The sequence below is a fragment of the Candidatus Spongiisocius sp. genome, assembly GCF_965221825.1.
Classification (GTDB): Bacteria; Actinomycetota; Acidimicrobiia; order Spongiisociales; family Spongiisociaceae; genus Spongiisocius.
In genome coordinates this window covers 2725747-2749248 of the sequence record NZ_OZ244917.1, presented here as the reverse complement: position 1 = coordinate 2749248, position 23502 = coordinate 2725747, and the positions used below count along the sequence as shown (strand labels likewise).

The window sequence follows — 23502 nt, the reverse complement described above, 5'->3', positions numbered from 1 at the left end:
CAATAAATGGCCGGCGGCGCACATCATCCCCAGCCACGGCAGTACGTGTCGATCGCGATCGTGCTGGCGGTCCTGACCGCCGCCGAGGTCGGCCTCTTCTACCTGGAGGCCGGCGTGGACGCGATCGGGCAGAGCCTGACCGTCCCGGCGCTGCTGATCCTGAGCGCCATCAAGTTCTACCTGGTGGTAGCCATGTTCATGCACCTGCGGTTCGAAAAGCGGCTGCTGTCCCGCTTCTTCACCTCCGGAGCGATCCTGGCAGGCGCGCTGTACCTGATCACCCTTGCCGCGTTGGGCGCGGTCGTCCTGTTCTAGGCGGGTACTGAAAAGTGTCCAGTTGGCCGGATCGTCGGCAGTAATACCCCAGGTCCAGACGCCGCGAGCCAACCCGTCCCCGTCTCTTTCAGCACCCTCCGAGGGGTACTGAGGAACGTCGCGGCGCCCCGACAGGCATGGACAGTCACCCGGATCGGACGCTGCGAGCAGGCCTGCGGTGTGATGCGGGCGCGATCCTTGAAGATACCGCCCGCATTTACACTGGCCTGATCCCGAGTGAATCGCCTGTACCTATGTGCCTTACGACCCGACCCACGACCACGCGGCCCGGTGGATTGCTGAGATGATCCCGGACTGGCACCCCCACTTCGACGTGTGGGCCTTCGTGTTCGTGGTCGGCTTCGGCTACGGGTACACCATCCGCCGTATCGGTCCCCACCTTGACGTCGAAGGACCGCTGGTCACCCGGCGCCAAGTCGCCCTTTTCGCCTCGGGGCTGGCATCGTTATGGGTGGTCTCAGATTGGCCGTTCCACGACATAGCCGAGCAGCGGCTGTTCCTATTCCACATGATCGAACACATGACCCTGGCACTGGTATCGGCCCCGTTGATGATTGCCGGGACACCGGCCTGGATGCTTCGCAAGATGTTCACCGGTCCGCGCCTCTTCGCCGTCATCCGCCCTCTCACCCGGCCGCTGGCGGCGTTCTTCGTGTTCAACGGCATCCTGGTCGGCATCCATTGGCCGGAGATCGTCAACCTGATGGTCACCTCCGGTATCTACCACTTCGCCATCCACGCCCTGCTGATGGCCGCTGCCATCGTGATGTGGATACCGGTGCTGAGCCCGGTGCCGGAGCTGAAGCGGCTGACGCCTCCCCTACGCATGCTCTATCTATTCGCCCACTCTCTGTTGCCGACCATCCCGGCCTCGTTCCTGACATTCGGAAGGGAACCTCTCTACCGCTTCTACGCCGAGGCCCCTCGCCTGTGGGGCATCGACGCCATTACCGACCAGACCGTGGCCGGGCTGGTGATGAAGCTCGGTGGCGGCGCCATCCTGTGGGGTGTCCTGGTGGTGACCTGGTTCCGGTGGTATGCATACGAGCAGCGCTGGGAGGCGTTGGAGCGGGAACTCCGCAAGGGATCATGAAACACGTTCCGGCGCTGGCGGGTGTGCTGCTGGTCGTCGTAGCTTGCGGTGGCTCCGGCACCACAGCTCCCATAGAGACCGTCCAAGGGGTGGTCCTCGAAGTCAACGGCGACCTGGAAGGCGTCGAGTCGTTCGTGCTGAGAACCGAAGACGGCGAGGTCATAGAGGTCGTTCCCGCACCTGATGGCGACTTCCGCTTCCCGCTGGCCCACCTGCACGACCATCGGCGTACGTTGGAACCCCTGTCGGTCGGATTGGACCGGTCGGCGGATCCGCCGCTGGCTGTCGCCATCCGGGACGCCGACAGCGCGGCCTGGCACACCGGCGAGTCCCGTGCGGAGACCACGACCGTCCCTTCGACGACCGTGGCCGATCCTGCCGGAGTGGTGATCGACCTCACGATCACGGACGGCTCGGTGGAGGGGGGCGTGCGACGCGAGCCGGTGCGAATCGGAGAGACGGTGACGCTCCGTGTCAGCGGGAACACCTCCGGCGAGGTCCATATCCATGGCTATGACCTCTACATCGACCTCGACGATGGCCGAGGCCAGCTGGTGTTCGAGGCATTGATTCCCGGCGTCTTCGAAGTGGAACTGGAAGGAACCCACACCCTGGTCCTCCAGATGGAAGTGTCTTGATCCGGACCCGCCTCGTAGCCTGGCCCGTCGCGGTTGCGCTGCTGTTGGCTACGGCGACACCCGCCCACGCCCACGGACTGGGCGGCCGTCTCGACCTGCCCATCCCCATCTGGAATTTCGTCTGGGCGGCCGCGTTCGCGGTACTGGTCTCGTTCGCCGCGCTGGGGCGCTACTGGACCAACCCCCGCCTGGCACCCGCCTCCCGCGGTCTCCCCCTCCCGCCCAGGCCGGCATCGACGGCACGAGGTCTCCTGCCGATCACGCGCCTGATCGGGATAGCGACACTGGCGGTGACCATCCACGCCGCCTTCCGGGGCAGTCCTGACGTAACCTCCAACCTGGCGCCGTTCGCCGCCTTCGTGCTCGTATGGGTGGGGATGGCGGTGGCGTCGGCCTTCGTAGGTGACCTGTGGGCCACCGTCAACCCCCTCGCAACCCTGGCCAATCTAGGTGGGTGGATCCGCCGTTCGGGTCGTCCGGGTATCGAATCGGACCCGGCCCGGGGTAGCGGACCAATCTCCCTCCTTGGAATCGTGGTGTTCCTCTGGATGGAGCTGGCCTTCCACCAGGGCTCGGCGCCACGGACGATCGGCGTGTATCTGGTCCTCTACACGGTTGTGATAGCGGCCGGCGCAATGATCCACGGACCGGCCTGGGCCAGGCGGGCTGACGGGTTCTCCATCCTGTTCAGTACGATCGCTGCCCTCGCGCCCCTCCACAAGGACGCCGACGGAACTTTGCGGCTCCGATACCCCGTGACCGGACTCGCTCGGATGAGCATGGACCCGGGCACCGTGCGGCTGGTTCTGGTCGTCATCGGGGCCACCACGTTCGACGGCTTCTCCAGGAGTTCCCTGTGGCTCGACGTCATTTCCAACCGATCCGGATGGGAACTGACCGCCGTGAACTCCGCCGGGTTGGTATTCGGGATCGGCGTAGTGATGGCACTGTATCGCGTCGCCATAGCGGCCATGGCCCGGATTACGGGCGAGCACGAGCACGAGCTGGGCGACCTTTTCGGCCCCTCTCTGGTCCCGATCATGGTGGCGTACACCGTTGCCCACTACTTCAGCTTCCTGGCCTTCGAGGGGCAGAACCTGATCAGGCTGGCTTCGGATCCGTACGGGTTCGGATGGAACCTGTTCGGTACAGCTCAATGGCGCGTCGACTACACGATCTTGTCGTCCGGCGCCATCGCATGGACCCAGACATCGGCCATCGCTGTTGGCCACATGGTGGCGGTACTGGTGGCCCACGACCGGGCACTGGAGAGATTCCCCCCTGAGATCGCAGTCAGGTCCCAGTATCCGATGCTGGCGGTGATGATCGCCTTCACGATCGGAGGCCTGCTCCTGTTGCTGGGCTGACGGAGACCGGTCTCCGGCATCCCTTCCGAGCGTCTAGCGGCTCGCCGGATCCGTGATGACGTATTCCAGGGCGTGCTCGGCGGGCTCTCCGGCTCCCGTCTCGTCGTCCTCTCCCGAAACCGCGGCGGCGATCAGCGCCAGCATCGTCAGCACAACCCCGACGCCTGCCGCCGCCACCAAGAATTCGCCCTTGGTGACCCGCAGGTTGGGCCGCGACGACATCAGCGCCGCGAAGCCGATCGTTCCGATGGAAACCAGAATGGCGATTACCGAAGCGAACCCGGAAAACCGCAGCAGCAGGGACCCGAAGGAAACCACGATGACCGCGATGACCAGCGTCGCCAGCACCGGCATGGCCAACCCTTCGGTGATGCGCTTCCGGACCCTGCGCGCCTCCTCTGCCTCCTCGCCGACGAGGGCGGCCGGTTGCGCCATGGCCTGGCCGATCCCACCGATCAGCGCCCCGAGTACCGTCCAGCCCAACCAGGTCAACACGATCGAGAACGGGCTTATGGCAAGGAGTTGCGTTCCGGACAAGGATGCCTCACTGGTGGCATATAGAACCCCTCCGAACGCGGTGCCCACCACCAAACCCAGGAAACCCCCTGACAACACCGACCCGCTCCAACGGGACTCCGTGTCGTAGGCCGGGGATCTGAATCGGCCCATCCCCCGTGAGGCCACATTGATGATGGCGCCTACTACCGCCCAGACCACGCCGGTGGCAGCCACGTAGGTCCAGGTGACCTCACCGGCCGGACCGCCCCCCGCGGTGGCCTCCGAGAGCCGGGTCAGCATCAGCGGCGCCATCGCCGGGAACGACGCCAGGCCGAGAACTGCCCCGAAGGCGGCTCCCACCCCGGCGCCCAGGCGAATCCGAGCCGCCAACGACGCCGGATCGATAGGTTCGGCATCTTCTTCCTCTTCGACAACTTCGAACACCGCCGCGGTCCCCTCTTCGAGTCCGGGCTGCGGTGCCTGGTGAGAGATCGGATCTGCCGGCGCGGGTACCGGTGCTGGAGGCACCTCGACTTCCGCCGCGACCGCCTCGGATGCCGGCGGCGGAGCCGAAGGGGCCAATGGCGCCCCGCCGGACCACGCACTAAGGACCTCTTCGACCGTTGTCCCCTGTGCCGCCGCGCGAGCTTCTGCCGATCGCTCCACCAGATGGTCGGGAGCGCCTCCAAGTATCTCTCCAATAGCGGCCACACGTGAATCGGACATCGGCGGGAATGTTAGTGGTCAGTCTGCGAAACGACTAGGCGTGCTCTGCTTGCCGCCGACGCCCGTCGCTGCGTTCCGCTTCCTCAACGGACCGCTGCGGGTACGCCTTCGTCAGCGGGCCTTGCGAGGAACACCGCCGGCTGGCGCATACCACGCCACCGTTCCACAGACAGACCACAGTGGTCAGTCTGCGAAACAACCATATGGGGTGCTATGGCGGTGACCACAACGCCACTCCGCACACAGACGCGGTAGGGGTCTAGTCAGCGGCGGGCCGAGACCGGCCGTCGATCGGTTGACGATCCGGTGGCGCGGATCGGTGGCTTTTGTCCCGATGCCTCGCCCTGGCCCTGGCCCGCCTCTCGGCCCACATGATGAGAGCTATCCCCACCAGAGCAATCGAAAACCCCAGAACGGTGTCGTAGGGGTGGTGGGCCAGCAAGGTTACGAGGGACACGATCACAACACTCTCGAATCGATCTCCGGTGGGTCTGAGGGGATCGCACATGGCCCCGCTAGCTCCCCGTCCGAGCGTAGAATACCCCGCACGGCGTGAACGAGACGGCGAGGACTTCAAGACCCATGCGAGCACACTCGAGGACCGCGATCCTTGTCCTGGTGGGGGTCATGCTGCTGACGGCGTGCGGTGGGGGCAATCCTGACATCACCGTTTACCGGGACACGGAGAACCGATCGCTGTTCGAACTGCCCAAGGATTGGAACCTCTACCGGGCCGACGAGTTGTCTCAGATAGCTCCGGTGCCGTTCGTGCCCGACATCGGAGGGTACCGGCCGATCAGCTTCGTTGCGTTCGACGGCGCGGCGGGCCGCAACCTCAACAACCTGTCCCTCGATGCGGCCTCCTCCCCGTTCCCGGTGGGAGCCCAGATAATCCGTCAGATCAGCCCTGAGGAGAAGGACCTGCTCTCACGCCGCCTGATGGCAGTCTCGGCCTACGACGTCACCAACCCGGGCCAGGGGGTGGAGATCGACACATGGGACTTCACATTCGGAAGGGACTTCGAGGGCATCGGCGCCACGGTAGGGCTCACCGCCCAGGACGGCCAGAGCCAGGGGCTTGTCTACGTGCTCGCTGTCACCAACCCGGAAGCCACCGAGCTGTACTCGATGGCGGCAGGCTGCTCCCTGGAGTGCTTCGTCCGGGAGGGTGAGCATATCGTGGCAGCAGTCGAATCGTGGATCGTGAACACCCGGCGATAGGAAAGACCCGCATGAAGACAGACGTCCGCAGGCGCTCCCCGACATGGGACCGCATGAAGTTCGTGGTGCTGATCCTGTTCTTCCTCGGTGTCCTGATCAGCGCCAAGATCACCGCCCCGTTCACCACCTTCGGCCAGGCCCTCGGAGACACTTGGAACGAGACATTCGGTCGGGTGCTTTTGATCGCCCTGCCCGTCGAGTTGCTCCGCCAGATCCACTACTACGTCTCTGAGAAGTGGGCCCGCTACAACCGGTTCTGGGCCCAAGGGTTCTTCGGGGGGATCGAACGCCAGGCTCACCGACGCTTCAAGCCGTGGACCCGCTTCCGGCTCGGCCGCTACGTCCGGATCCTGATCTTCCTGCTGATCCTGGGCTCGGTGGTGGATTACTTCGTGGCCGACGTGAACGGACCGATCGAGGCAGTGATCCAACTCCCCCGCATCCTGGCCCGCAACCTACAGCAGTTCATCATGTTCCTGTTCTATCCCCTCTTCCTGATCATGCAATTCGCCGCCCTCTTCTGGTTCCTGTCCCGAGGGGGCGTCGACACGATCATGCCGGAGGAGATAGAGACTCGGTACTCCGATGTCTGGGGTCAGGACCATGTGCTCGAGTTGGTCCGGGAGAACGTCGGGTTCCTCGAGAAACCGGATGAGATCGAAGCCAAGGGTGGCTACGTACCCGGCGGAATCCTGCTGTGGGGTCCCCCGGGAACGGGGAAAACCCTCATCGCCGAGGCCACCTCGGGTGAGGTCGGCCTCCCCTTCGTCTTCGTCGATCCCGGGGCCTTCCAAGCCATGTTCATGGGGGTCGGCATCCTGAAGGTGAAGGGTCTGTTCCGGAAGCTCCGCAAACTGGCTTTGCGCCATGGGGGCGTGGTGGTCTTCTTCGACGAGGCCGACGCCCTCGGTAACCGGGGCGCCCTCGCTCAGGGAGGAGGACCGCCACAACCCACCACACCGCTCAGCGCCGGGATGGGCTGCAACGCTTCCGCTTACCTGAGCCCGCAGTCCCTCAGCATCATCGAAGGGGATGCGCCCCGGACGAGTCCGGCTTCCGGCGAACCGGAAGGGCTTCCCGGTACGTGGATCAACCGAGTGATGATGATGGGCGGCGGAGGCGGCGGTATGGGTACCCTCCAAGCCCTCCTGACCGAGATATCCGGGCTGAAGAAGCCTCGCGGGATCACCAACAAGGCCCGCAAGGCACTCGGTATCAAACCCAAGCCTCCACCGAAGTACCGCATCTTCATCATGATGGCCACCAACCTGCCCAGCGTGCTCGATCAGGCCCTGCTGCGGCCGGGACGGATCGACCGCATCTACAAAGTCGGATTCCCGACCAAGGAGGGCCGTGCCCGCACGTTCGAGGGCTATCTGGCCAAGGTCAACCACAGCATCAGCGACGAACAGATCGATGAGCTCGCCGCCAAGACTCCGTACTACTCCGGCGCCAAGATCAAGGATCTGGTCAACGAGGCGCTCATCCTGGCCCAGCGGGCTGACCGCGACATCATCGGGTGGGACGACATCTGGAAGGCCAAGACCCTCAAGGAGATGGGCCCGGCCGAAGGTTTCGAGTACGTGGAGCGGGAGGAGTTCGCCGTCGCCATCCACGAGTCCAGCCACGCGGTAGCCGCCCACCTTCTCAAGTCCCACGCCAACGTCGATGTCGCCACCATCGAGCGTCGGGGTGATGTGGGCGGGTTCGTCTCGTACATCTCCCTCGAGGACCGGTTCGTCCAATGGAAGACCGAACTGGACGTGGACATAAAGGTGTCGCTGGCCAGCCTTGCCGGAGAGCGCATGTTCTTCGAGGGCGACAATTCGATGGGGGTGGGGGGCGATCTCCGGAACGCCACCACTATCGAGAGCCGCATGATCGGGGTCTGGGGCATGGGCGACAATATCGCTTCCAGCGCCGGTATGCCCCGCCATGCACTCGACCAGCCGCCCGACCCGAGCGGCGAGATAGCCAAGACCATGGCCTCCCAGGTGGAGCGGAGGCTTCAGCGGCTCTACGACGAAGTCTACGAGATGCTCGAACAGCACAAGGCGGCGGTGTTCAACGTGGCGGTCCGTCTCCAGGAGAAGAAGACCATCTCGGGTGACGAAGTTGCCGAGATCATCGGCCTCGAAGCAGGGGCGATAACCAAGGAGAATCCCGTCGGCTTCGCAGCGGTAAGCGTGGAGGATCATCGGTCCGCCCTAGGTCTGGCCTCACAGGAGGGGGCGGAAGGTAACGGACAGCCGGCCACGGTATCGACGCCTGAGGCTGTCGGCGCTAAGACATCCGAGTAGCTCGGGTCGGCGACAGCGGCCTCATCCCCCGGGTCAGCCCGAGCCCATGCCCCCTATGGACTTATGCCGGCATCCACGGGAAATCAGCCGGGTGAACTCGGGGCGGTTCACGTCGATCAGGGATACCTCGCGGTCACGCACCTCTACTACGTGCTCTCCGTCCCCAACCGGAAGGACCGTGCGCAGATTGAAGGCCTCCTCAGCCGAGTAGGCCTTCAACAGGGTGTGCTCGCCAGTACCCAACGACCACCGAGCTATCTGGGGAACCTCGACATCGACGACGTAGATCAGCGAGTCGTCGTCGTACCAGCCGGTTACCCCCGCGGTGGGGAAGAACTGATCGACACCGGATGGACCAACCGTCCCCTCCCCCTTCTCGTCCACCAGGTAGTAGCTAAAGAGCTCCGATTGGGCGCTGCCTGCCGCATCATGCTCGACCAATGCCACCAACGCACGATCACCGGAAGGGCTACGGTAAGCATCAACGGCGGACAGCTGATTCCCCGCATCCGACAGACCCAATGGGCGGATCCACTCCACCGACGCCGTTACCGGATCGACCGCGAGGACTGCCAGGGCCGTGTCTCCAGGACCGGCCGCAGCCAGACCGGCTATCAGCAGCAGCCCTCCCACCGAGCCGACCACCTCGTCGAAACCTGAGGCCACCACCTCGAGGGGACCCACCGACGACTCGAAAACGACCGGCCCCGGATCGATAGCGATAGGCTCCTCGCCGCCCACCCGAACAAGGGAGAGTGGCTCTCCCGCTGCTACGGCGTAGATGTCGGAGCCCAACTCCGCCATCGGCTCGGTAGGAACCCCCGCATAGGGCGTCCATACGGCGCCCAAGGGCCCATACCGGTAGATCCGGTCATCCACGATCACCGGACGGGCCAACCGATCGTCGATTACCGCGTCGGAAAGGCCTGTCGGCGGTACTGCCTCCAGTCTGGTCTCGGTAATGACTCCGAGGATGGCCCGTCCGGCTTCGCCGGGCACCGAGGAAAGGGGAACCGAAGCCCTGAACATGACCCCGCCGCGAGTGCCCTCGACTGCCACCTCCTCCCCCACGTGCCGGTCCTCAAGCACCCGAAGCAGTATCTCTCGGGTGCTGACCGCTATGCCATCAACTGTGGTCAAGATGTCACCCGGCCGCAGCGCCTCCGAGGCAGCGGTGCCGTCCAGCACGTCCAGCACTCGCACACCTGTTCCAACCGCTAGAAGGCAGCCGCTATCGAACGGAAAAGCCTTGTCGACATCAGCAGCGTTGACTACGTCGGGAACGACCTCAGCGGGGATGTCGACCGGTGGAAGCTCGGGAGAAGGCTGCGAACAGGCCGAGACCACCAGTGCCAGAGCGACCAGTAGAACTACACCCGGACGCATCATGCCAAGAGAGGGACCACAAGCCCCGTAGAAGGAGGTCCGAGCGACGGTCGACAACTCCCGGACCAGGTTGCTGCCAATCCGGCCGACTTCGCAGAGCCCATTATCCAGCACCGCCCGAAGATGTTACCGACTGCCCGACCGGAAGTCACTCGGGCCGGGACTCGGAATCGGAGGCCCGACGGTGTTTGCCACACCGCGATCGAGGCTGTCCACGGCGAATACGTATTCATCGACAGTACGGCCCCCGACCAGATGCTCCTCGACGATCCGGTCGAGTACCTCGCCCTTGACCGAGTGATACCAAACTCCGTCCGGATAGACCACCGCGATCGGTCCCTGCTCGCATATCCGCAGGCAGTCCACCTTGGACCTGAGGATCGTACCGCTACCCTGCTCCACCGGTGTCACAGGCCGCGAGAGATTGCCCCGCCACGCCGGGGGTGCCGAGGCGATGTCGAGTGCCTTGCCGGCTCGTTTCAGCTGCAGCCACGCCTGCTTGCCCTCCTCGTACGTCGAGCAGCGGGGATTCGACTGTTGGGCACACAGAAAAATGTGACGCTGCAGACCCCCGATCGACAGGGCGGAGGCGATTTTCCGGAGACGCCCCCGGCCACTGGCCAAGTCGCTCATACCACCTCGATCACCGGTGCTCCGACGGCCGTCGTGAACTCACCGATGACCGTAGCTGCCGGCGCGACCGGCCGGAGCTTCTCAAGCAGCCGCTCCAACCGGTGCGGGGCAACCGCCATCAGCAAACCCCCGCTGGTCTGAGCATCCGCCAAGATCTTCTGTTCCGTGCTGCCCCGAGACGTCCTAAGGGAGGTTCGCACAGAATCCAGGTTCCGCTGGCTACCGCCCGGATACACGCCCGTTTCGATCAGATCAGCTATCCCGGCCAGCACCGGAACCGCGTCCATTTCCAGACGCGCCGACACCCTGGAAACGGTCATCATCTCCCGGAGGTGACCTACCAGCCCGTAGCCCGTTACATCGGTAGCACACGTCACGCCGGTCTCCACCATGACCGTAGAGGCCGGCCCGTTGAGCGCAACCATGATCTCCACGGCGGCGTCTCGCAGGGATGGACTGGCCAACCGGGCCTTGAGGGCGGCAGCAGCGATGCCCGTTCCTAGGGGCTTGGTCAGCACTATCAGCTCGCCCGGTCGGGCATTGCCGTTGGTGACGACTCGGGCCGGGGACACGGTTCCCGTAACCGCGAACCCATATATGGGTGCCTCGTTGTCAATCGAGTGTCCGCCCGTGATTGTGACCCCGGCTTCGGCCATCACGTCAGCCCCGCCGGCTATGACCTCGCCCAACGCCTTAAGCGGCAACTTGGATCGAGGCCACCCCACCAACTGGAGAGCCGTGAGCGGTCGGCCGCCCATCGCGTAGATGTCGGACAGTGCATTGGCGGCCGCGATCCTTCCCCAATCGTGGGGCTCGTCCACGACCGGTGCGAAGAAGTCGACCGTCTGGACCAGCGCGCGGTCTCCGTCCAGGCCAAATACTCCCGCGTCGTCGGAGGTGGTCACTCCCACCAAGAGGTCGGGGTGGGACAGCGCCTGGTGAGTCCAGAGGGGGCGCAGGACCTGCGCCAGCTCGTCAGCACCGAGCTTGGACGTTCAGCCGCCACCCGGCGAGAACGACGTAAGTCGGATCTCGGACATTTCTCACCTCCTTGCCACGCATTCTCGACCGGACAACTCGGCCCCCTCGACCGGACAACTCGGCCCCCAGGTCCGAAGTCTGGCACGGTGCAGACGGAACCCTGGCCCCGGTGTCCCTGTTGGGCAGGCAGGCCCGGATGGCAGGGCCATCCCTGCGGGTATCCTGGCCGATATGAGCACTACTGAGACCTGGCTGACGCCGGCCGCGCACCGGAAACTCCAAGAAGAATACGGCATGCTCACCACCGCGGGGCGTACCCACATCGCCGAGCGCCTCGCCGAGGCGAGGTCACACGGGGACATCCGGGAGAATGCTGACTACGACGCCGCCAAGACCGAGCAAGGCCTCATGGAAGCTCGGATCCGCAAGCTCCGGCATCTGCTCGACAACTCCACCGTCGGCGAGGCCGCCAGCGATGGCACCGTTCAGATCGGCTCGATCGTCACGCTGATGCACGAAGACGGGTCGAAGGATGACTACCTGATAGCCATTCCCGAAAACCGGGTTCCCGGCTTCCTCCTCGCCTCTCCCGAGGGTCCCCTCGGTACCGCTCTAGGGGGTGCGGTGGTGGGCGATGACGTCACCTACCAAGCCCCCGGAGGCACTTTCACAGTCACAGTGCTCGCGGTCCGGCCCTACGACGGCTGAACCTTGGGGTCCCCGTCATGCTCTGGCAGCACGATCTGACCCCGAAGGAGACAATCCGTTGCGCATAGGTTTGCCCAGACCACGGGAACTCGCCCAACGGCTGCGGAGTACGGCCCGGGTCCAGCCGGATGAGGTCGAGCATTACCTCGACACCCATACCGCCGAGTGGCAGGCGCTGGCGAGCGCCGACCCCCATGACGCAGCAGACATCCTCGAGGAACTGGCCACCGACGCGGCGACCGACCTGCTCTCCGACCTCAACATCGCTGACGCAGCCGGAATCCTCAACGAGATGCGCCCTGAGCTGGGTGTTGATGTTCTTGAGGGACTCAACCCGGCCCGGACTTCGGACCTTATCGCTGCCATGGATGCCGATATGGCGGCCGACCTGCTTGGACAACTGGACGAGGGGGACCGAGAGCAGGTATTGGCCGACCTCGATCCTGAGATTTCCCACGAGTTGCTCGCTCTCCTCCAACACGCTCCTGATTCGGCGGGCGGGCTGATGACGACAGATGTGGCCGTCCTGCAGGTTGGGATGACCGCGGGTGAAGCCACCGAACGGCTCCGGCAACTTCATGACCAGATCGACGACCTCTCGTACGTCTACGTGGTCGATCATCGGCGTCAGCTGGTGGGGGTGGTGTCGTTCCGTGATCTGGTGTTCGCGCGCCCTGGGGTGGGACTCGACGAGACCATGGCACACCGACCGGTTGCCGTACGTCCTGAAACAGATCGGGAAGAGGTCTCGGAGCTGGCGCAACGCTACGGCCTATTCGGATTACCGGTCGTCGATCATTCAGGTGTCCTGTTGGGCATGGTCACTCATGAAGCCGTGGTGGAGTCGGTTCAGGCCGAGGCTTCCGAAGACTTCGCCGCGGCGATGGGAGCTGGACCCGAGGAGACGGTGTTCACGCCCGTAAGACGAGCGGCCGGCATGCGCCTTCCTTGGATGCTGGTGAACCTGGCCATGGCGCTGGTAGTGGCGTTGGTCATCGAGCGGCAGTCCGCGGTGATCAACGACATCGGCCCGGTCCTGGCCGCGCTGATGCCCGTGGTTGCGTTGATGGGCGGCAATGCCGGTGCGCAGAGCTTGGCCGTGGTAATCCGATCAATGGCGATTGACGGCGTCACGCCAAGTAGGGCAGGGCGGGTGCTCATCAATCAGGTGACCATTGGCGCAATCAACTCCATTCCCATCGGCTTGCTCGCTGGATCCGTCGGGCTGGTGTTCGGAGGCACAGTGAACTTTGCTGTTACCATGGGGACAGCAACGGTAGCCAACCTTGTCATAGGCACACTGTCCGGCACGGCGATCCCTCTGATACTTCGCAAGCTGGGACTGGACCCTGCCCTGGCCTCGAATATCTTCCTTACGCTGGTCACCGACGTGGTCGGGTTCGGCGGGTTTCTCATGGTCGCCACCCTGTTGCTGCGCTAAGGGTCGTGCTCCGTTCAGGATGGCGGCACGCTCAGGAACCGACTGTCATCCCCCCTGCATCGGCATACGGCCCGTAGAACGTCACCTCGACCCCGTTTTCGATCCTGAGAAATGTCCGGGCGTCGAGGACAGACTGCTCCTCAGGCGTGAGGTCGTCCATGATCGCTAAGTCAGCAACGTTCCGGCCGTCCACGACGATGGCCGTATTTGGCGAATACGTATCCACCACGTCGTACACCAGGTTCTCCAACTGGACGGTGGAATAGGCACCGGGCTCAACCAAAATCACGAGCGTGGTGCGATCATCGACAATAAGACGGTGTATCACCTCGTACGGTGGAATCGCCGGTGGCAGGGTGGTGTCCGATCCCTCTTGGGCATTGACCTCGCTTTCTGGATCTTTGGCGCCCTCGACGACTGAAGTCGCCGTACCAGAGATGTCGGCACCGGCCTCCGCTACTTCAGTGACCGTGGTACTGGTGGTCGGCGACGCCTCGGCTGGAGCCGATGTCGTGGCGGACGTCGAGTCATCCCCACCGCACGCGCCGAGTAGTAGGGCAATCGCGATGGCCGGCACGGCCCACCGAGCAGCCATCATCGCATCAGTCCTTGGTCACCTTCCGCCTCAAGGACAAGGGTAATCCTATCCGGTGCGTTATGGACACACCTCGTCGATGTGCCTGGCTTGACCACGCCGTGCCAGGCACACCCGGATCACGGAGTATCCGGCAATACACGCGGGCGCGCGCGATACCCCGATCCGATCTTCTGCCGGACCGGTTTCAGCCGGAGGAGACGGAGCCAACCGGCTAACCCCACCCGGAAACCGTCGAGATCGGACCCGTCGCAAGCCGGTTGGGCGCGAGCGAGCCGCCAGCCCGCAATCGAGTCCCGGCTCCTCCTTGTCACCCATGTCTGGTGCCTATCGGGTCGCTGGACCTGAGCCGGGGCCATGGGCGAACGAGTGGCTTATCCGGACCTTGATGCACTCCGTTCCCGACCTTTCGCCCCGGCCCCACGAGTATGGAAAACGCCCGGTGGGCCGACGGGCGACGCCATGATTCACACGGCAGTGAGCGCCGCCCTAATCGACCCCGGTATCTCTTGGCACCGTCCCGGTTCCGGTCCGAGGCCTCGCTACCCATCGGGTCCCGTGCCGCTGCAGAACCAGTTCCTCGCTGTCCACCCACTTGTGGTGTGTTCTGCAGGCGGCGACCAGGTTGTCCACATCGGTGGTACCGCCGTCACGCCAGGGCCGGACGTGATGAAGTTCACACTGGTGCATGGGTGCGCCGCATGCGAAACAGCCTCCATCCCGCACCGCAACGGCGAGGCGTTGCGGAACATTCGCGAGCCGCTGATTCCGGCCCAGCCATAGGACCCTCCCCGAACCTCCGAAAATCATTCCGGCGAGTTCGGTATCGGGCGAGAGCGTTGCCAGGATCTCCCTGGCCACCGGACCGGTCCCGACGATCTCGACTTGCCGGTCGGGTGACGTTCCGTCGATGACGCCCTGCGGAGCTACCAATACCAACTGTGTCGAGGCCCTGATTCGCCCACCCAGGGCCGCGTCAAGCGGCTCCCCCGTGGCACTGTCACGGCCGGTAAGGAGTTCGAAAACCGCATCTGCCTTGCGCTGTTTGGGAGTCCTGACCTGCTCAGGCGGCTGTCCATCCTTACCGTCTCTTCTCAGCAACGCCAGATTGTGGACCTCGACAGCCTGTTTCAGGTGGTTGAACTGGGGTGGCGCCAACCGGACGTTCAGCACGCCCATCCCCGTCCGCTGATCAACCCACAGCTTCGCCTCCCTTTCCATCGTCTGGCGTCCCAGTACGTCAACACCGGCTTCGGCGAGCTTGTCGTTCCACCATCCCACGGCGTGCCGATAGAACGTATCCGGTAGCGTCCGGCAGGCAGCCTCGAGTAGGTCATGGTCGGTGTCGACCACACCCTGGCCCACCTTCTCGGCCGCGTTTACCAACGTGTTCACATGCCCTAGCGCGATCTCCGCCGAGGCGAAGCGCTCGGTCACATTGGGCATGTCGGCGAGGAATGCGGAAACACGGCTCAGCCGATTCGCTTCCCGCCACCCCAACCTCATCTGGCGACGCAACAGGTCCGCCGGCTCGACCGACGGATCCGCCTCGCATGCCCTGCGGGCCAGATGGCACGCCCTGGAAGCGACTCGGGTCTGCACTCGACCCAGCGCCCGCAGTACGGCATCGGCGCCCGCGTCGCCCCGCTCAACCGACCGGCACAACTGTCCGATCAAATCGTCGATCTGGGACTCGATCCCCCCGACACCGACGATTTCCTCATCCGACCTGCTGAGCGGGTCACCACGGTCAGATGGCACAAAGGTGGACTCATCCACCGACTTATGTTGTTCCATGTACTAGTTATGCTTCAACTCCCGACCAAAGTCAACCCCCTTGTTACCACTGATCCTCTTCCGGGAGACCGGGAGTTCGTTCACGCACCGGGACCTCCGAGGATCCTCCAGCCGTCATCCGTAAGCCGGACATAAGTAGACATCAGTCGATCCTGGCGATGTCCGACTGGTAGGCACGGGCCAGCCGGGCGGTTATGGGACCGGGTTGGAAGAGTCGATCCCCCACGGAGACGACCGGTGTCACCTCCGTCACCGAGGACAGATAGGCGACCTCCACGGCATGGTCCAACCGAGAGCTGGGATAGTGCCCCTCCTGTATCCGGATGCCGAATGCCCGGGCATGGCCAAAGACGATCCGCCGCGTCACAGAGTCGAGGATTCCCAGGTCGAGAGTGGGCGTCTCTATGACCCCGTCCACCAACCAGAACACCGTGAAGGTGGGCCCTTCCAGCACCAGTCCTTCGCGGGACACCAGCAATGCCTCATCGAAACCCGCCGCCCTCGCAACTCGCCCCGCCGCCATGTTTGGTGCGTACGAGAGGGTCTTCACGCCCGCCAACTCCCACGGATGCCCCGCCGGATGCCAGGGCGCCACAACCTCTAGCAGCCGGAGCTCCCCGTGTAGCGGTGGCAGGGAAGAGGACAGCACATGGACGTTCGGGCTTCCATCAAGATCCGAGGCGTAGATGCGAACCACCCCGTCTCCCTGATAGGCAGCCACCTGTCGCGCCCATTCGCCGATATACGGAACGGGCGGGAGGGGAATGGCCATGGCAGCAGCCGAGCGGGCCAGTCGCTCCAGGTGTTCGGCCAGACCGATCAAGCGCCCGGCATAAGAGCGAAGGGCCTCGAAGCAACCGTCGCCGCGGACGACCAACGGATCGAACACAGAGATTGTGGGCGCCACGGGCCGGCCGTTCCGCAACACGAGGGGGGCCTCGTCAACCACCGCGCCATCCGTTGGTAATCGGTAGGCGGCGATCACGCCCGAACGCCTTGGGGGTTATCTTCACACCCGGTGGGGCTTGGCGGCGCTTGTACTCGTTGAGATCCACCATGGCCGCGACCCGGGTGACGATCGCCCGGTCGAAGCCGGAATCCACAATGGCATCGATAGAACGGTCCTCCTCGATGTAAGCGGCGAGCACCGGATCGAGCACCTCATAGGGCGGCAGGCTATCGGTGTCGAGTTGACCGGGCCTGAGCTCGGCGGATGGCGGTTTCCGGATTACCTCGGCGGGAATAACCTCGTCTCCGCGGTTGCGCCAATTGGCCAGATCGTAGACAGTCGTCTTGAGGACGTCCTTTAGCACTGCATAGCCGCCGGCCATGTCCCCGTACAGAGTGGCATAGCCCACTGCCATCTCGGACTTGTTTCCGGTGGCGATGACCATTTCGTGATGTTTGTTGGATATGCCCATCAGGAGAGTTCCGCGAATCCGTGGCTGCAGGTTCTCCTCCGCGATCCCGAACCCGCGGCCTGCGAATACGGCTTCGAGCGCGTCCTGGTACGCGGCGAACAGGTCGCCGATGGCAATGCGGTCAAGGCGAATACCCAGCCTGCGCGCCAATTCCTCCGAGTCACGTATCGACCCGTCGGAACTGAACTCGGAGGGCATGGTGACGCCCCGAACCGAGTCCCGACCGAGCGCATCGACAGCGATCACCGCGGTAAGCGCCGAATCTATACCTCCCGAAAGACCTACCACCACCTTCGAGAAACCGTTCTTCCTGACGTAGTCACCAAGCCCGAGCACGAGCGCACGGTAGATGAGCTCTATGGGTTCCATGGTGGGAGCGGGGCTGGGAGAACGGACCACGGAACTGCGGGGTGACGATTCAACCCGCGCCATGGGGGTCTCCGCCTGTTTGCCGTCCGGCTCACCTGCCTCTACATCGACCACGAACAGATCCTCTTCGAAGCGCGGCGCCCGGTACTGGATGGAACCCTCCCGGTCCATCACGATCGAACCACCATCAAAGACGAGTTCATCCTGCCCGCCGACCAGGTTGAGATAGACCACGGGCACCCGGGCGCCGACCGCTTCCCGCTCGATATGGCGAACCCGCTCCTCGTCTTTCGAGACCTGGAAGGGTGATCCGTTGATGTTGAGAAGCAGCCGGGCACCCGCGGCTACCTGGGCGGAAGGTGGTCCATCGGCTACCCAAATGTCCTCACATATGGAGACGCCCACTGCCATCCCGCCGATATTCCAGACCGTCCCCGGTGCGGAACCCGCCACGAAATAGCGCTCTTCGTCGAATACGCCATAGTTGGGCAGCCGTACTTTGTGATATATACCTTTGATATGCCCATTTTGAAGTAAGGCTGCTGCGTTAAAAATCGGATAACGACCATGGCCGGTAGTCGCCGACCCGCCGGACGACACCCTATCCACAACCCCCACCACGGTGACAGTCGACCCGGCATGGCCGGCCAGCTGCTCCAGTACCGCCATGTTGGCGTCCACGAAACCACTTCGGATCACCAGATCCTCGGGGGGATAGCCGGGAACAGCCAACTCGGGCAGGAGCAGTACGTCAGCGCCCTCTGCCTCCGCCCAGCTCATCGCTTCCCGGATCCGGGCTTCATTGTGAGCGAGGTCACCGACCCGGAGGTTGATCTGAGCCCCTGCCACCCGGATGGTCTTCATAGTCCGCGGAGTTTAGGAGGGTGGGTTTGATGGCGATCGCCGAGCCGCAGGACGCCTACTCCAGCGAGAAGTCCGCCTCCAGCAATGCCGAGCGCAGCGCATCCGCCTCCGACGGCCGGACGGACAGCGTCAGGATGCCGCCTCCCCCGTGAAGGGCATGACGGAGTTGAAGGTCGCGGACATCGACGCCGCTCCGCTCCAGTGCCCGTCCGACACTGGCGATCTCGCCCGGCCGGTCCTGGAGCACTACACCCACCCTCACCACCGGTGGCGCCATGGCCTGCCGCCTACTCCGGGCCTCTTCGATCCGGGTGGTCAGCCGGCCGGAAGCACCTTGTGCCACCTCCTCCCGAACCTCTCCGAGCAGACTCATGAGCCGTCCGATCGAGTCGCTGACGTTGGCCTCGTTCGCAGCAAGTACCTCAGGCCACCAGCGGGGCTCGGAGGCAGCCACTCGGGTCAGGTCGCGGAACGAGCCTGCTACCAGGCGACCCGCGACCGGTCCACTCCGTGTGATCAGATTGATCAACGAAACGGCAAGTACCTGGGGAAGATGCGAGATGTCGGCTATCACCCGGTCGTGCTCCGCAGCGGGCAGCCGGTACGGCATGGCTCCCACCGATTCCACTATCGACTCGAGAGCCTCGATATCGTCCGCCACAGCATGATCGGGACAGATAACCCAAGCGGCTCCCTTGAAGAGGGAGGGCGAAGCCGCGGCGGGTCCGGCTTGCTCGCGACCCGCCATCGGATGCCCGGCCACCAGTCGCAAGCCTGCCGGCCGGGCATCGACTACCGGCCCCTTTACGCCGGCCACATCCGTCACCAGGGCGTCGGTGCGCAAGCCCGACAGGGTCTCAAGGGTGGCGGTGAGAGGACCGGCCAGCACGACCAGTTCCGAGCCCTCCAGAGCGGCCTCCTGGCTTTCGCACGGGTAGTCCACCGCGCTCCGCTCCGTGGCTTCTTCCAGCGCTGCGCCGTCGGGGTCCCAACCGGCGACGGTCCAGCCGACCCGCCGGAGGGCCATGCCGAGGGACGCCCCGATCAAACCCGTGCCGAAGATGGCGGCGCGACGCATCCGGGCTGCTGAATGAAGGCCTATATGGTGACGCCGAGAGCCGCGGCCAGACGTCGCATCTGGTCCATCAACTCGGCGAATTCGCCCGGTAGCAGAGCCTGATCGCCATCGACCTGAGCGGTCTCAGGGGTGGGATGCACGTCCACGATGAACCCATCCGCCCCCACCGCTATGGCAGCGCGAGCCAGGGGGGCAACCAGATGGCGCCGTCCCGACGAATGAGAAGGGTCGATTATCACCGGCAGGTGAGACATGTGCTTGATAACCGGCGCCGCCGAGATGTCGAGAGTGTTTCTTGTGGCGGTCTCGAAGGTCCGGATTCCTCTCTCGACCAGGACTACCTCGTGGTTTCCTTCCTTGTATATGTACTCGGCGGCATTGAGCCACTCATCGATGGTGGCTGTGAATCCTCGCTTGAGCTGCACCGGCTTGTGAACCCGGCCGACTTCTGAAAGCAGTGCGTAGTTGGCCATATTCCTGGTGCCGATTCGCAACATGTCGGCGTAACCGGCAACCATGTCAACGTCCCGCGGATCAAGGACCTCGGCAACGAATGGCAGGCCGAACTCCTCGCGGGCCTCGGCTAGTAGTTGAAGACCGTCCTCCGCCAAACCCTGGAAGGAGAAGGGGCTGGTCCGGGGCTTGAAGGCATCCCCTCGTAGAATGGTGGCACCGGCCTCGAGCACCGCTTCTGCCGTATGAAACAGCTGGTCGCGGGTCTCAACCGCGCAAGGACCGGCAATCGGCGCGAAAACGCCGCCGCCGATCTGGGCGCTTCTCACTTTTATGACGGTGTCCTCGGGCTGGAATTCACGGGACACGAACTTGTACGGCTTCAGCACCGGCACCGCCCGCTCGACGCCGGGCATGGCCAGCCAGGGCTGTTGCCGGATGACCTCTCGATCCCCGATTGCTCCGATGACAGTACGGACCTGTCCCACCGAGATGTGGGCTTCGCATTCGATCCCGGCCAGGCGTCGCACCACCCCGTCGATGTGTTCTTGTGAAGCTCCCGACTTCATGACGATGATCATCATGCTTCCTCCGCGCGCTATCCGGAGAGGATAGACCCGATGGCCGGCCATGCACTAACCCGGTCGGGCGTGACGCGACCTCGGCCGTCAGGACTTGTCGAGGCGTCGAATATCTTCGGGCGTGTCGACATCGCCGGGCGGCATAGTATCCACTAGCACCTCCTCCACCCATTCGGGATGGGCCAGGAAGAGATTTCGTGCCCCCTGGTCACCGCTCAGCCCGGTAATCAGGGCCGGCCACAGGGAACGATGGACCAGCACCGGATGTCCCCGGGTAAGGCGGTATCGGGGGATGATCACCGGGCGCCCGGACCGCCTGCGGGCCTCGAGTAGCCGTGGCACGACATCCCTCGGTACGTTCGGTTGGTCCCCCAGCACGAGCAGAGCCTGATCGACCGATCGCTCGCCGATCAGGAAATCCAACCCGACCCGTAACGAGGAACCCATCCCCTCCCGCCACTCGAGGTTCTCAATGACCGGAACGCCGCCGAGATCGACTGTTTCCATGACCTGTTCGGCGGCGGCGCCCAATACCACATAGACCGCGTCCGTCTGCGGCCAGCCCTGTACCTGCTCCACCACATGCGCCAAGAGCGGCTTCCCCCTCCAGTCGGCGATCTGTTTGGGACGGCCGAAACGCCTCGACTCACCCCCGGCGAGGACGAGCGCCGCGGTTATCACGGCCGAGCGAACGCGCGTTGATGATCGGCCACAACCCGACCAGGAGCCGTCATAGGTCTCCGGCGTCCTCCGTGCGTTGAAGGTGGACGCGGCCCTTCCGCCCGACGAGAGACTCCCCCGTACCCGATCCGTACCGGACCTGGATCATCTCCGCCAGGATGGATATGGCCACCTCACCGGGTTGCTCGGCGCCGATGTCGAGCCCGACCGGACCGCGGATCCGAGCGATCTGATCCTCAGGAAACCCGGCCTTCCGCAGCCGATCCACCCGCCGCCGGTGGGTGCGGCGGCTTCCCATCACCCCGATGTATCTGGCCTCGCTGGGCAGCACGAGTGGCAGCACCGGATCCTCGAACCGGGCGTCGTGGCTGAGCATCACCACATACGTGCGGCCGTCTATATCCAGTTGGTCGGCGACCTCTCCCGGCCACCCGACGATCACCTGATCCGCCTCGGGGAAGCGCTCCGGCGTCGTGAAGAACGGACGGGCGTCGTTGACAATGACCCTGAAGCCCAGGCTATGGGCTATCCGGCATAGCTCCTGCGCGATATGAACGGCGCCGATGATCAGGAGCCTGGGCTGGGGCGCCACGGTCTCGATGTAGACCTCGTGCTCCCCGTATCCGAGGGTACGGCTCTGCTCACGATCCATCAGGCTGGCCGCATCGGCGATGACGGCATCGTGTACCTCGGCGGGGATGGCGCCGGCCACCAGCCCGTCCGCCCGGTCCAGCACGGCCTTGGCGCCGGTAGTGGGGCCCTCGACCACAGTAATGACCGCCCCCAGCCGCTCTTGCTCCACGAGGCTGCGGACCGCCTCCAACCGGTTGCTCACCATTTCTCGACCAGCACCTGGATTGTCCCTCCGCATGCCAGGCCGACCTCAAAGGCGTCTTCGTCGGCGATGCCGTAGGTCACCAGGCGAGGCTGTCCCGTGGCGAGCACCTCCTGAGCGTGCAGGAACACGTCGTTCTCGACGCATCCGCCGCTGACCGAGCCCTCCATGTCACCGTCGGACGAAACCAGGAACTTGGCTCCCTCGGGCCGGGGAGCCGAGCCCTTGACGCGCACCACTGTCGCCACAGCGACCTGCTTCCCTTCTTCGATCCACCGGCTGTAGATACTCAGCGCATCCTTCATGATGCACGGGCTCCTCGTCTAGACAATCGCCCTGCGAGCGGGCTTGGCTGGGGCGGTATCGACTCCAGGAGTCGGATGACTCCGACAAGATCGACCAGTCGGGCGGCCGGCAGGAAGTCGTCCACGTAGGGCAACGCCGCCTTGAGCCCGCGTGTCTCCGGTGCGTACCCCTTGCGACCCGCCAGGGGATTCAACCAGATGGTTCGATGGACCGAGCGTGAGAAACGCGCCATCTCCGCACTCAGCATATCCGGTTCCCCGCGGTCCCATCCGTCGCTGATGATCATTCCGATCGGACCACCTCTAGCCACCCTTCGACTCCAGTGCCGATTGTAGGTTGCCAGAGCCTCGCCGATTCGCGTGCCGCCTGACCAATCATGGACGCGGCCTGCCACCAGCCGGAGCGCCATGGCCGGATCCCGCCTACGAAGCTCGTGGGTGATACGCGTCAGCCGGGTGGAGAACACGAAGGTCTCGACCCGGCCCATCCGGGCCGGAGCGGAATGGGCGAAGTACAGGAGCAACTCCACGTATTTCTCCATCGATCCGCTCACGTCCGCGATTATCACCAGCGGCCGCCGGCGAGGCCTGCGGGACCGGAACTCCATTTCCAGTAGCTCGCCGCGCGGACCGACTGCATTCCGCAAGGTCCTCCGCATGTCGGGCCGGCGTCCCATCGAGTCGGGTCTCCAGCGGCGACTCAACGCCTCGGCCGGTCTCCATACCATCCGGGAAATCAGCCTCCGCACCTCGGCCATCTCGTCGGGTGTCAGCTCGCCGAAGTCACGGGTGCCAAGACGCTCGGCGTGAGAAGCCCCCATCTGTTCGCTGCTGTCCTCCATCTCCTCCTCGTCGAGCCGGCCCGCCGAGGTCAGCACGGGGAGGTAGGACTGCACCATCCGGTCCGACTCCGCCTCCGTGGAGTACCGCCTGCGGCTCCCCGACCCGAAGAAAAGGTCGAACGCCTCCTCGAACACCGGTAGCTGATCGGGACGGGTCACCACCAGCGACCGGAACCCGCAACGGATGTCCCGGACATCTTCGAGACCCAGGACGTGGGCCGACGTGAGCAACTCCATGCCGGTGCGCGGGTCGACGTCGAGGCCCTTGGCGCGCAGGTAGCGCGCGAAGTGGATCACGTTCTGGGCGAACACACCGACAGCCATCAGCCCCGATTATTCATGTTTCCACCACA

Annotated in this window: 22 protein-coding genes; 8 read left to right on the top strand and 14 right to left on the bottom strand. The window is 64.4% G+C overall.

Annotation, left to right across the window (positions count from 1 at the left end; translation table 11 throughout):
- Window positions 1-6: 6 nt before the first annotated feature.
- The 4 genes from ACOQPD_RS12770 to ACOQPD_RS12755 all read left to right on the top strand — a co-directional run bounded on the left by ACOQPD_RS12770 (window position 7) and on the right by ACOQPD_RS12755 (window position 3434).
- Window positions 7-315, top strand: a complete 309-nt coding sequence (locus ACOQPD_RS12770) for a cytochrome C oxidase subunit IV family protein (protein WP_420612338.1) — start codon at window positions 7-9, stop codon at window positions 313-315.
- A 304-nt stretch (window positions 316-619) separates the two neighbouring features.
- Window positions 620-1429, top strand: a complete 810-nt coding sequence (locus ACOQPD_RS12765; RefSeq protein ID WP_420612337.1) for a cytochrome c oxidase assembly protein — start codon at window positions 620-622, stop codon at window positions 1427-1429.
- Window positions 1426-2067 (top strand): hypothetical protein, encoded by a 642-nt coding sequence (locus ACOQPD_RS12760; protein WP_420612336.1) that lies wholly within the window; start codon window positions 1426-1428, stop codon window positions 2065-2067. The genes ACOQPD_RS12765 and ACOQPD_RS12760 overlap by 4 nt, the downstream gene beginning before the upstream one ends.
- The gene (locus tag ACOQPD_RS12755; RefSeq protein ID WP_420612335.1) at window positions 2064-3434 is read left to right on the top strand and encodes a fenitrothion hydrolase; all 1371 of its coding nucleotides are present in this window, start codon (window positions 2064-2066) and stop codon (window positions 3432-3434) included. Before ACOQPD_RS12760 ends, ACOQPD_RS12755 begins: the two co-directional genes overlap by 4 nt.
- Before the next feature lie 33 nt (window positions 3435-3467).
- Here ACOQPD_RS12755 and ACOQPD_RS12750 read toward each other — a convergent pair whose 3' ends face one another.
- Complete coding sequence (locus ACOQPD_RS12750) at window positions 3468-4376, bottom strand: hypothetical protein (protein WP_420612334.1); 909 nt, start codon at window positions 4374-4376, stop codon at window positions 3468-3470.
- 864 nt (window positions 4377-5240) lie between these two features.
- On the opposite strand from ACOQPD_RS12750, the gene ACOQPD_RS12745 reads away from it, so the two are divergent.
- Complete coding sequence (locus ACOQPD_RS12745) at window positions 5241-5879, top strand: hypothetical protein (RefSeq protein ID WP_420612333.1); 639 nt, start codon at window positions 5241-5243, stop codon at window positions 5877-5879.
- An 11-nt stretch (window positions 5880-5890) separates the two neighbouring features.
- Window positions 5891-8179, top strand: a complete 2289-nt coding sequence (locus ACOQPD_RS12740) for an AAA family ATPase (RefSeq protein WP_420612332.1) — start codon at window positions 5891-5893, stop codon at window positions 8177-8179.
- Between the two features lie 33 nt (window positions 8180-8212).
- Here the strand turns inward: ACOQPD_RS12740 and ACOQPD_RS12735 are convergent, their stop codons facing one another.
- The 3 genes from ACOQPD_RS12735 to selD all read right to left on the bottom strand — a co-directional run bounded on the left by ACOQPD_RS12735 (window position 8213) and on the right by selD (window position 11238).
- Window positions 8213-9382: a PDZ domain-containing protein gene (locus ACOQPD_RS12735; RefSeq protein ID WP_420612331.1), complete on the bottom strand. Its 1170-nt coding sequence runs from the start codon at window positions 9380-9382 to the stop codon at window positions 8213-8215.
- Window positions 9383-9691: 309 nt separating this feature from the next.
- Complete coding sequence (locus ACOQPD_RS12730; RefSeq protein WP_420612330.1) at window positions 9692-10198, bottom strand: (2Fe-2S) ferredoxin domain-containing protein; 507 nt, start codon at window positions 10196-10198, stop codon at window positions 9692-9694.
- A complete protein-coding gene (gene selD, locus ACOQPD_RS12725; RefSeq protein ID WP_420612329.1) occupies window positions 10195-11238 on the bottom strand; it encodes a selenide, water dikinase SelD in 1044 nt (347 codons plus the stop codon). Before selD ends, ACOQPD_RS12730 begins: the two co-directional genes overlap by 4 nt.
- Before the next feature lie 172 nt (window positions 11239-11410).
- On the opposite strand from selD, the gene greA reads away from it, so the two are divergent.
- Window positions 11411-11887: a transcription elongation factor GreA gene (gene greA / locus ACOQPD_RS12720; RefSeq protein WP_420612328.1), complete on the top strand. Its 477-nt coding sequence runs from the start codon at window positions 11411-11413 to the stop codon at window positions 11885-11887.
- Window positions 11888-11945: 58 nt separating this feature from the next.
- Complete coding sequence (gene mgtE, locus ACOQPD_RS12715; RefSeq protein WP_420612327.1) at window positions 11946-13328, top strand: magnesium transporter; 1383 nt, start codon at window positions 11946-11948, stop codon at window positions 13326-13328.
- Window positions 13329-13359: 31 nt separating this feature from the next.
- Here mgtE and ACOQPD_RS12710 read toward each other — a convergent pair whose 3' ends face one another.
- The 10 genes from ACOQPD_RS12710 to ACOQPD_RS12665 all read right to left on the bottom strand — a co-directional run bounded on the left by ACOQPD_RS12710 (window position 13360) and on the right by ACOQPD_RS12665 (window position 23473).
- Entirely contained in the window at window positions 13360-13926 is a 567-nt protein-coding gene (locus tag ACOQPD_RS12710; protein ID WP_420612326.1) for a hypothetical protein, read from the bottom strand.
- Window positions 13927-14412: 486 nt separating this feature from the next.
- A complete protein-coding gene (locus ACOQPD_RS12705) occupies window positions 14413-15684 on the bottom strand; it encodes a DUF222 domain-containing protein (RefSeq protein ID WP_420612325.1) in 1272 nt (423 codons plus the stop codon).
- Window positions 15685-15862: 178 nt separating this feature from the next.
- Window positions 15863-16669, bottom strand: a complete 807-nt coding sequence (locus ACOQPD_RS12700) for an aminotransferase class IV (protein WP_420612324.1) — start codon at window positions 16667-16669, stop codon at window positions 15863-15865.
- Entirely contained in the window at window positions 16662-18374 is a 1713-nt protein-coding gene (locus ACOQPD_RS12695) for an NAD+ synthase (RefSeq protein WP_420612323.1), read from the bottom strand. Before ACOQPD_RS12695 ends, ACOQPD_RS12700 begins: the two co-directional genes overlap by 8 nt.
- Window positions 18375-18429: 55 nt before the next feature.
- A complete protein-coding gene (locus ACOQPD_RS12690) occupies window positions 18430-19452 on the bottom strand; it encodes a prephenate dehydrogenase/arogenate dehydrogenase family protein (RefSeq protein WP_420612322.1) in 1023 nt (340 codons plus the stop codon).
- A gap of 20 nt (window positions 19453-19472) precedes the next feature.
- Window positions 19473-20489 carry a 3-deoxy-7-phosphoheptulonate synthase gene (aroF, locus tag ACOQPD_RS12685; protein WP_420612321.1) on the bottom strand — a complete coding sequence of 339 codons (1017 nt, stop codon included), beginning with the start codon at window positions 20487-20489 and terminating at the stop codon, window positions 19473-19475.
- An 84-nt stretch (window positions 20490-20573) separates the two neighbouring features.
- Window positions 20574-21167, bottom strand: a complete 594-nt coding sequence (locus ACOQPD_RS12680) for a nucleotidyltransferase family protein (RefSeq protein WP_420612320.1) — start codon at window positions 21165-21167, stop codon at window positions 20574-20576.
- Window positions 21168-21216: 49 nt separating this feature from the next.
- The gene (locus tag ACOQPD_RS12675) at window positions 21217-22005 is read right to left on the bottom strand and encodes an XdhC family protein (protein ID WP_420612319.1); all 789 of its coding nucleotides are present in this window, start codon (window positions 22003-22005) and stop codon (window positions 21217-21219) included.
- Window positions 21999-22307: an XdhC family protein gene (locus ACOQPD_RS12670; protein ID WP_420612318.1), complete on the bottom strand. Its 309-nt coding sequence runs from the start codon at window positions 22305-22307 to the stop codon at window positions 21999-22001. Before ACOQPD_RS12670 ends, ACOQPD_RS12675 begins: the two co-directional genes overlap by 7 nt.
- Complete coding sequence (locus tag ACOQPD_RS12665; protein WP_420612317.1) at window positions 22304-23473, bottom strand: vWA domain-containing protein; 1170 nt, start codon at window positions 23471-23473, stop codon at window positions 22304-22306. The genes ACOQPD_RS12670 and ACOQPD_RS12665 overlap by 4 nt, the downstream gene beginning before the upstream one ends.
- Window positions 23474-23502 lie beyond the last annotated feature (29 nt).